Consider the following 7,902-nt stretch of genomic DNA (forward strand, 5'->3'; position numbering starts at 1 on the left):
CCCCTGACGCGCCCCGCACACCCCCCGTGGGAGCGCACGGCCTTATTGTCTAAAGGTCAAAACGAAGGAGCCCCCCATGACCGCGCCCGTCGTCCACTCGCTCCGCGAGCAGATCCGCGAGCACATCGTGGAGGGGATCGTCAGCGGCCGCTGGAAACCGGGCGAGCGGATCGTGGAGCGCCGGATCGCCACCGAGCTGGAGGTCAGCCAGACCCCCGTGCGGGAGGCCCTGCGGGAGCTGGAGTCCCTGCGGCTGATCGAGTCGGCCCCGAACAAGGGCGTCCGCGTACGGAACCTGACCGCGGCCGACCTGGAGGAGAGCTACCCCGTGCGGGCCGGCCTGGAGGCCATCGCGGCCGAGCTGGCCGCGGAGCGCCTGGCGGCCGACTGCTCGACCCTGGAGCCGCACGTCCTGGCCCTGTACGAGGCCGACCGCCTTGCGGACGGCACCGGCCAGGTCCGCCACACGGTGGCCTTCCACCGCGAACTCGTCCGCGCCGCGGGCAACAGCGTGCTGCTGCACACCTGGGAGGGCCTGGGCATCGAGGTCTTCACGGCGCTGTCGATCCGCTGGCTGGGCACGGTCCAGCAGTCGTACGCGGAGGAGCACGAGGCGCTGGTGGAGGCGTTCCGGCGCCGGGACCCGCTGATCGCGGAGCTGGTGAAGGCCCACGTGCTGGGCTGCGCGCCCAGGACCGGCAGCGAGCCCGACCAGCCATGAGGGGACGCACCAGAGCAGGGGAGCGCCACCCCGCTCAGAAGTACACCCGCAACGCGTCTCACCTGCGAAAACAAGGCACCCCGTGCCCACCGCGAAGGCACCCGGTGCCTACTTCCTCGTGATCAAGAGGTTTTACTCTTCAACCCTTTGATCGATCATCGATCAGGGAGTTATTGTCATCGGCGGGCTCCCACACGAGCCCGCCGCCCTGTCCTGCCAAAGACCAAGGGCAATCCCCGTAGAACCCCTTGCCGACGAGGGAACCCCCTCCGCATCCGGAAGGCGGCGCAATGACCGACCCCACCGCAATCCAGCCGAGCGAGCTCGACCAGCTCCCGGACCGCGACCCCGAGGAGACCGCCGAATGGCAGGCCTCCCTCGACGCCGTCACCCAGGCGGCCGGGCCGCACCGTGCCGCGTACCTGATGCGCCGCACCCTGGAGCGCGCCGAGGGCAACGGACTCGCGCTGCCCAAGCTGCTTGAGACCGACTACGTCAACACCATCCCGACCGCCGCCGAGCCCACCGTGGACGGCGACGAGGAGATGGAGCGCCGGATCACCGCGTGGAACCGCTGGAACGCGGCCGCCATGGTGACCCGGGGCGCGAAGCACGGCGTCGGCGGCCACATCGCCACCTTCGCCTCCGCGGCCTGGCTCTACGAGACGGGCTTCAACCACTTCTTCAAGGGCAAGGAGGCCGACGGCTCGGGCGACCAGCTCTACATCCAGGGCCACGCCTCCCCCGGCATCTACGCCCGCGCCTTCCTCGACGGCCGGCTGAACGAGTCGCACCTCGACAACTTCCGCCAGGAGTCGGGCGGCAACGGCCTCCCGTCCTACCCGCACCCGCGCCGGCTGCCCTGGCTGTGGGAGTTCCCGACGGTGTCGATGGGCCTGGGCCCGCTCTCCGCGATCTACCAGGCGCGCTTCAACCGCTACCTCACCAACCGCGGCGTAAAGGACGTCTCGGCGTCCCACGTGTGGGCGTTCCTCGGTGACGGCGAGATGGACGAGCCCGAGTCGACGGCGGCCCTCGCGCTGGCCGCCCGCGAGGGCCTCGACAACCTGACCTTCGTGATCAACTGCAACCTGCAGCGCCTCGACGGTCCGGTCCGCGCGAACTTCAAGATCGTGCAGGAGCTGGAGGCCCAGTTCCGCGGCGCCGGCTGGAACGTGATCAAGTCGCTGTGGGGCAACGCCTGGGACGAGCTGTTCCGGCTCGACACCACCGGCGCCCTGGTCCGGCGCCTGCGCCAGGTCCCGGACGCGCAGGTCCAGACGTACCAGACCCGCGACGCCGCCTACATCCGCCAGGACTTCTTCGGCGCCGACCCGGCGCTCGTCGAGCTGGCGAAGCTGCTGAGCGACGACAAGATCCTGGAGTGCTTCCACCTCTCCCGCGGTGGCCACGAGGCGCGCAAGGTGTACGCCGCGTACAAGGCCGCCGTCGAGCACAAGGGCGCTCCGACGGTCATCCTGGCGCAGACGGTCAAGGGCCACACCCTCGGTACGGGCTTCGCGTCGAAGAACGCCAACCACCAGATGAAGAAGCTGTCGACGGACGAGTTCAAGCAGATGCGCGACCTGCTGGAGCTGCCCATCAAGGACAGCGACTTCGTCGACGGCGTGGTCCCCTACGGCCACCCGGGCGCCGGCTCCCCCGAGGTCCGCTACCTCCAGGAGCGCCGCGCGGCCCTCGGCGGCCCGGCCCCGGCCCGCCGCACGCACGCGCTCGCGCCGCTGCCGGCCCCGGCCGACAAGGCGTTCGCGGCCTTCGACAAGGGCTCCGGCTCGCAGAACGTCGCGACGACCATGGCCTTCGTACGCCTGGTCAAGGACCTGGTCCGGGACAAGACGTCCGGCAGGCGCTGGGTGCCGATCGTCCCCGACGAGGCGCGCACCTTCGGCATGGAGAGCCTCTTCCCGTCGCTCGGGATCTACTCGCCCAAGGGCCAGACGTACGAGCCGGTCGACCGTGACCAGCTGATGTACTACAAGGAGGCCAAGGACGGCCAGATCCTCAACGAGGGGATCACCGAGGCCGGTTCCATGGCGGACTTCATCGCCGCGTCGACCGCGTACAGCACGCACGGCGAAGCGATGATCCCGTTCTACATCTTCTACTCGATGTTCGGCTGGCAGCGCACGGCCGACCAGATGTGGCAGCTCGCCGACCAGCTCGGCCGCGGCTTCCTCGTCGGCGCCACGGCGGGCCGCACGACGCTGACGGGCGAGGGCCTGCAGCACGCGGACGGCCACTCGCCGGTCATCGCGGCCACCAACCCGGCGGCGCTGTCGTACGACCCGGCGTTCGCGTACGAGGTCGCGACGATCGTCAAGGACGGTCTGCGCCGGATGTACGGGGAGCCGGCGCCGGGCGAGGACCCGAACGTCTTCTACTACCTCACCGTCTACAACGAGCCGCTGCCGCAGCCCGCGAAGCCGTCGGGGCTCGGTGTCGACGAGGGCATCGTCAAGGGGCTCTACCGCTTCAACACGGCGGAGTCGGCGGGCCTGTCGCCGGCCGCCAACGCCGCGCGGATCCAGCTGCTCGGGTCCGGTACGGCGATCCACTGGGCCCTGGAGGCGCAGAAGCTGCTCTCGGAGGAGTGGGGTGTGGCCGCGGACGTCTGGTCCGCCACGTCCTGGACGGAGCTGCGGCGGGACGCGCTGGAGGCCGACGCGGCGCTGCTGCGCGGTGAGGAGCGGGTGCCGTTCGTGCGGCAGGCGCTGCAGGGGGCCGAGGGGCCCGTGCTGGCCGTCTCCGACTACATGCGGCAGGTTCCCGACCAGATCGCGCAGTGGGTCGAGCAGGACTGGTCCTCGCTCGGCGCGGACGGGTTCGGTCTCTCCGACACCCGGGTCGCGGCCCGCCGGCACTTCGGTGTCGACGCGCAGTCGATCGTGGTGGCGGCGCTCGCGCAGCTGGCGCGGCGGGGTGAGGTGCCGGCTTCGGCCGTGAAGGAAGCCCGCACGAAGTACGGCCTGTAGGCCGGCGACTGGGCTGCGCCCCGGCCCACTCCGGCCGGGTGCGCAGCCCGCGGGCCGGTGGGGGCTGGTCGCGCAGTTCCCCGCGCCCCTTAAAGGCGAAAAGCCAGGGCGCAGCCCTGCTTTTAAGGGGCGCGGGGAACTGCGCGATCAGCCACGACGGCGCCGCAGCCGACAACGTACCCGCGCCCACCCCCACCCCACCCACAGGACCGGCGGAGCCACCGGCATCATGGGGGGCATGCGTGCTGCCCGCCTCATCAAGATGGTGTTGCTCCTGCAGGCCCGGGCCTCCATGACCGCCGCCGAGCTGGCGCGCGAGCTGGAGGTGTCCGAGCGGACGATCACACGGGACGCGCAGGCCCTGTCGGAGGCCGGCGTCCCGGTGTACGCGGACCGCGGCCGCACCGGCGGCTACCGCCTCGTCGGCGGCTACCGGACCCGGCTGACCGGCCTCGCCCGCAGCGAAGCCGAGGCCCTGTTCCTGTCCGGCGTACCGGGCGCCCTGCGCGAGATGGGCCTGGAGGACGCCGCCTCCGCGGCCCGCCTGAAGGTGACCGCCGCCCTGCTGCCCTCCCTCAAGGACGCCTCCCGCAGCGCGGCCCAGCGCTTCCTCCTCGACGCCCCCGCCTGGTTCGCCGAGCCGCAGACCCCCGTCCTGCTGCCGGCGGTCGCCGAGGCGGTCTGGGACGACCGCCGGATCACCGCCCGCTACCGGCGCGACGGGACCGACGTGGAGCGCGCGCTGGAGCCGTACGGGCTCGTCCTGAAGGCGGGCGTCTGGTACGTGTGCGCCCGCGTGGACGGCCCCGGCACCTTCCGGGTCTACCGTCTCGACCGGTTCACCTCGGTGGAGCCGGACGGCGAGCGCTTCGAGCGCGACGAGGACTTCGACCTGCCCGGCTTCTGGGCGGAGCAGGCCGAGCAGTTCGCCCGTTCGCTCCTGCGGGCGACGGTCGTGGTCCGGCTCACCGAGGCGGGCGCACGGCGGCTGAGGTACACCGTCGACCCCCTGTCAGCGCAGGAGGCCCTCGACCGGGCCGGGCCGCCCGACGCCGGGGGCCGCGTCACACTCACGCTGCCGGTGGAGTCGTACGACGTCGCGTACACCCAGCTCCTGTCCCTCGGCCCGGAGGTGGAGGTCCTCGAACCGGCCGAACTAAGGAAACGTTTCTCCGAGGCGGCGGCCCGGACCGCGGCGTACTACGGCCGCGCTCCGGACTGACGTGACGGGCTACCGGTAGCCCGTCACGTCCGCGGGCCTGCCCTGCGACTCCACCTCCAGCAGGTAGCGCCACGCGTCGGGCGCCGAACCGTCGACGTCCGTGAAGCCGTACTCCCGGGCGAGGCCGCCGCTGGACAGCGACCGCCCGTTCCAGCGGGCCACGTCGGGGTCGGCGGCGAGCGCGGCCACGGCGCGCCCGACGTAGGTCGGCGTCTCGGAGATCGCGAAGTGCGGGGCCTGCGCGCAGGCGTCCCGCCAGTTCTCCTCGGTCACCCCGAACGCCGTGTCGAGCATCGCCTCGGAGCGCAGCCAGCCGGGGGTGATGCAGACCGCCGTGCAGCCGTATTCCCCCAGCTCCTCCCCCAGGCCGAGGACCATCCGGATCGGGGCCGCCTTGGCCAGGTCGTAGAACAGCGGCTTGCGGTAGCGCCGGTTGTACTCCTCGGTGCCGTCGGTGACCTCGACGAGCAGCCCGCCGGGGTTGCGGACCAGGAGCGGCAGCGCGCAATGGCTGGTGACGAGGTGCGACTCGATGCCCAGGCGCATGACCCGCAGCCCCTTGCCGAGGTCCATCTCCCACAGGTCCGGCTGCTTCTCCGCCGTGAAGTCGAGATGGACGTCGCCGCCCCAGAGGTCGTTGACGAGGACGTCCAGACGGCCCTGCTCCTTGTCGATGCGGTCGACGAGGGCCCGCACCTGCTCCGGTTCGAGGTGGTCGGTCGGCACGGCGATCCCCCGGCCCGCGGCGCCGGCGGCCTCGTCGACCAGTTCGGCCGTCCCCTCGATCGTCTCGGTGCTCCGGCCGACCTCGCTGACGTGGTCACGGGTGGTGCGGCCGGTCACGTACACCGTGGCCCCCGCGCGCCCCAGCTCGACCGCCATGGCCCGCCCGGCGCCCCGGGTGGCCCCCGCCACCAGGGCGATCCGGCCGGCCAGCGGTCCGGTGTTCGCCCGTACTGCTGATTCCGTTCTCTCCATGGGCCGAGCATCCCGCCGAATCCCGACATCTGCTGTCGGACTTTCTCACGGGCATGTGCGTCATAACGATCCGCCTGTCCCCGGGTGCGCGGGGCGGGCGGAGGCCCGATGCTTGTCCCGTGATGGACGAGACGGAGTTCTGGGAGCTGGTGGACGGGGCCCGCGAGGCCGCCGGGGGCGACCCCGAGGAGCAGGCCGACCTGCTCGTGGAACGGCTCCTGCGCCTGGACCCGGAGATGGTGCTCGACTTCGCCCGTCACTTCGAGGCCCGCTACAACCGCGCGTACACCTGGGACCTGTGGGGCGCCGCCTCGGTGCTGCTCGGCGGCGCGAGCGACGACGCCTTCGACTACTTCCGCTGCTGGCTGATCGGCCAGGGCCGGGAGACGTACGAGGGGGCCGTGCACGACCCGGACCGGCTGGCCGAGCTGTCCGCGGACTTCGACGAGGAGGTCGACGGGGACGCCGAGGAGCTGGGGTACGCGGCGGACGAGGCGTACGAGCAGCTGACCGGCGCGGTCGCGCCCGACCTGGGCATCCCGGCGGCGCCTCCCGAGCCGCTGGGCACGCCGCTCGATCTGGAGGACCCGGCGCAGCTGGCGGAGCGGTTCCCCCGGCTGTGGGAGCGGTTCGCGGACTGACGGGCCCTCCGCCCGCCCCCGGGGCGGCGCCGGAGCCGTTCAGCGGCGTCCCTGCAGCCGGGCGGCGTGCTGTCGGATCTCGGGGAGCCTGGCCATGAGCGCGGCGCCCGGGCACGCCGTCCAGTAGCCGTCGGTGTGCCCGGAGACGGCCGTGAACGTGCCGCTGGTGCCCGCCCGGTACCTGCTCAGGCTGTTGGTGGACACGAGCCGTACGGCGGCGCGCGGGTCGATGTCCGCGAGCCCCAGTTTCCAGGCGGCGACGGCGGCGATGGCGTCGGTCATCGCCCGGGGGACCTGCGCGCCCGCGGTGAAGGTGCCGAGCGCGGCGATGCCCGCCGTGCCCACGTTGAAGCCCTGGGTGTGGGCGCCGACGACGGCACGGGCGGTGCCGCCCGCACGCCCCTCGTAGACGGTGCCGCAGCGGTCGACGAGGAAGTTGTAGCCGATGTCGTCCCAGTGCCGGTCCCCGGCCTGGCCGGTGTACAGGTACTGGATGATGCGCGGCGCGTCGGCGCAGTCGTAGCCGTTCGGCGAGTCGGTGTGGTGCACGAAGACGGCGGACACGCGCTCGGCGTACCGGGTGGGCGCCTGGGTGACCGAGGCGTCGCCCAGCCAGCGCTCCCGCGGCACGATCACGGGCTTGGGCGCCTGGTGCGCGGCCACGGGGCGGGCCGCCGCGGGACGGCCGGCGCCGTCGCCCACCGTGCGGTCGATCCCCGCGGCGCACAGCACCAGCCCGGCGGCGGCCGCGAGTCCGGGCAGGCAGGCCGCCGCGACGCGCAGCCGGCGGGGCGTGCGGGACAGCGGCGGCCGGCGGGCTCCCCGGTGCGAGGGCGGGGTCCGGTGGGCGCACATGGGGTCCACTCTCCGGGAGACCCGGGACGTCCGCGATGTGTGGTGTGCCACCCGGTGGAACCAACGCCCCGGTCCGGGACGTTTCTACAGGTCCACGCACGTGTGCCGAACGGCCGGTTCCACGCGCGCGTACCTGATCACTGGGCCCGCCCGGCACGTATTGAGGGTCCCGAGGGAAAGGGAGCTCCGTGGACCTGCTCGACATCCTGCTGCTGTTCGTCGTCCTCGCCTACGCGGTGTCCGGCTACCGCCGCGGCCTGGTCGCGGGCTGTGTCTCGCTGGCCGGCTTCGTGGGCGGCGCGGTCGTCGGCGTGTGGGTGCTGCCCTGGGTGATGGACCTGGTGGAGGCGGGGAGCACGGCCGCGACGGTCACGGCGGTGCTGACGGTGCTGGTGCCCGCGGCGCTGGGCCACGAGCTGGCGGGGCGGCTGGCGCTGAAGCTGCGCCGCGAGCTGGACCGGGGCTCCCTGCGGGTGGTCGACGGGGTAGGCG

The 7,902-nt window shown here is 72.8% G+C and carries 7 protein-coding genes; 5 read left to right on the plus strand and 2 right to left on the minus strand.

Translation table 11 applies throughout. The features are described from left to right. Positions 1 to 76: 76 nt before the first annotated feature. From FGF04_RS23720 to FGF04_RS23730, 3 genes are all read left to right on the plus strand, one after another. Positions 77 to 721: a GntR family transcriptional regulator gene (locus FGF04_RS23720; protein WP_149513296.1), complete on the plus strand. Its 645-nt coding sequence runs from the start codon at positions 77 to 79 to the stop codon at positions 719 to 721. 290 nt (positions 722 to 1,011) lie between these two features. After that, on the plus strand, positions 1,012 to 3,714 hold the full coding sequence (gene aceE, locus FGF04_RS23725; RefSeq protein ID WP_149513297.1) for a pyruvate dehydrogenase (acetyl-transferring), homodimeric type: 2,703 nt from the start codon (positions 1,012 to 1,014) through the stop codon (positions 3,712 to 3,714). A 238-nt stretch (positions 3,715 to 3,952) separates the two neighbouring features. Further along, entirely contained in the window at positions 3,953 to 4,936 is a 984-nt protein-coding gene (locus FGF04_RS23730) for a helix-turn-helix transcriptional regulator (protein ID WP_149513298.1), read from the plus strand. A gap of 9 nt (positions 4,937 to 4,945) precedes the next feature. On the opposite strand, the gene FGF04_RS23735 is transcribed toward FGF04_RS23730, so the two are convergent. Beyond that, positions 4,946 to 5,914: an SDR family oxidoreductase gene (locus FGF04_RS23735; RefSeq protein ID WP_149513299.1), complete on the minus strand. Its 969-nt coding sequence runs from the start codon at positions 5,912 to 5,914 to the stop codon at positions 4,946 to 4,948. A gap of 122 nt (positions 5,915 to 6,036) precedes the next feature. On the opposite strand from FGF04_RS23735, the gene FGF04_RS23740 reads away from it, so the two are divergent. Beyond that, positions 6,037 to 6,555, plus strand: a complete 519-nt coding sequence (locus tag FGF04_RS23740) for a DUF4240 domain-containing protein (protein ID WP_188114239.1) — start codon at positions 6,037 to 6,039, stop codon at positions 6,553 to 6,555. Between the two features lie 39 nt (positions 6,556 to 6,594). Here FGF04_RS23740 and FGF04_RS23745 read toward each other — a convergent pair whose 3' ends face one another. Then, entirely contained in the window at positions 6,595 to 7,410 is an 816-nt protein-coding gene (locus FGF04_RS23745; RefSeq protein WP_149513301.1) for a peptidoglycan recognition protein family protein, read from the minus strand. Between the two features lie 188 nt (positions 7,411 to 7,598). Here FGF04_RS23745 and FGF04_RS23750 point away from each other — a divergent pair. After that, a partial coding sequence (locus FGF04_RS23750) for a CvpA family protein (protein WP_188114197.1) occupies positions 7,599 to 7,902 on the plus strand: 304 nt, incomplete at its 3' end.

The organism is Streptomyces apricus, from assembly GCF_008369065.1.
Classification (GTDB): domain Bacteria; phylum Actinomycetota; class Actinomycetes; order Streptomycetales; family Streptomycetaceae; genus Streptomyces; species Streptomyces apricus.

Bases quoted from the DNA above. Each gene is read 5' to 3' on its own strand.
- FGF04_RS23720 (WP_149513296.1), top strand. From the start codon at position 77: ATGACCGCGCCCGTCGTCCACTCGCTCCGCGAGCAGATCCGCGAGCAC.
- aceE (WP_149513297.1), top strand. From the start codon at position 1,012: ATGACCGACCCCACCGCAATCCAGCCGAGCGAGCTCGACCAGCTCCCG.
- FGF04_RS23730 (WP_149513298.1), top strand. From the start codon at position 3,953: ATGCGTGCTGCCCGCCTCATCAAGATGGTGTTGCTCCTGCAGGCCCGG.
- FGF04_RS23735 (WP_149513299.1), bottom strand. From the start codon at position 5,914: ATGGAGAGAACGGAATCAGCAGTACGGGCGAACACCGGACCGCTGGCC.
- FGF04_RS23740 (WP_188114239.1), top strand. From the start codon at position 6,037: ATGGACGAGACGGAGTTCTGGGAGCTGGTGGACGGGGCCCGCGAGGCC.
- FGF04_RS23745 (WP_149513301.1), bottom strand. From the start codon at position 7,410: ATGTGCGCCCACCGGACCCCGCCCTCGCACCGGGGAGCCCGCCGGCCG.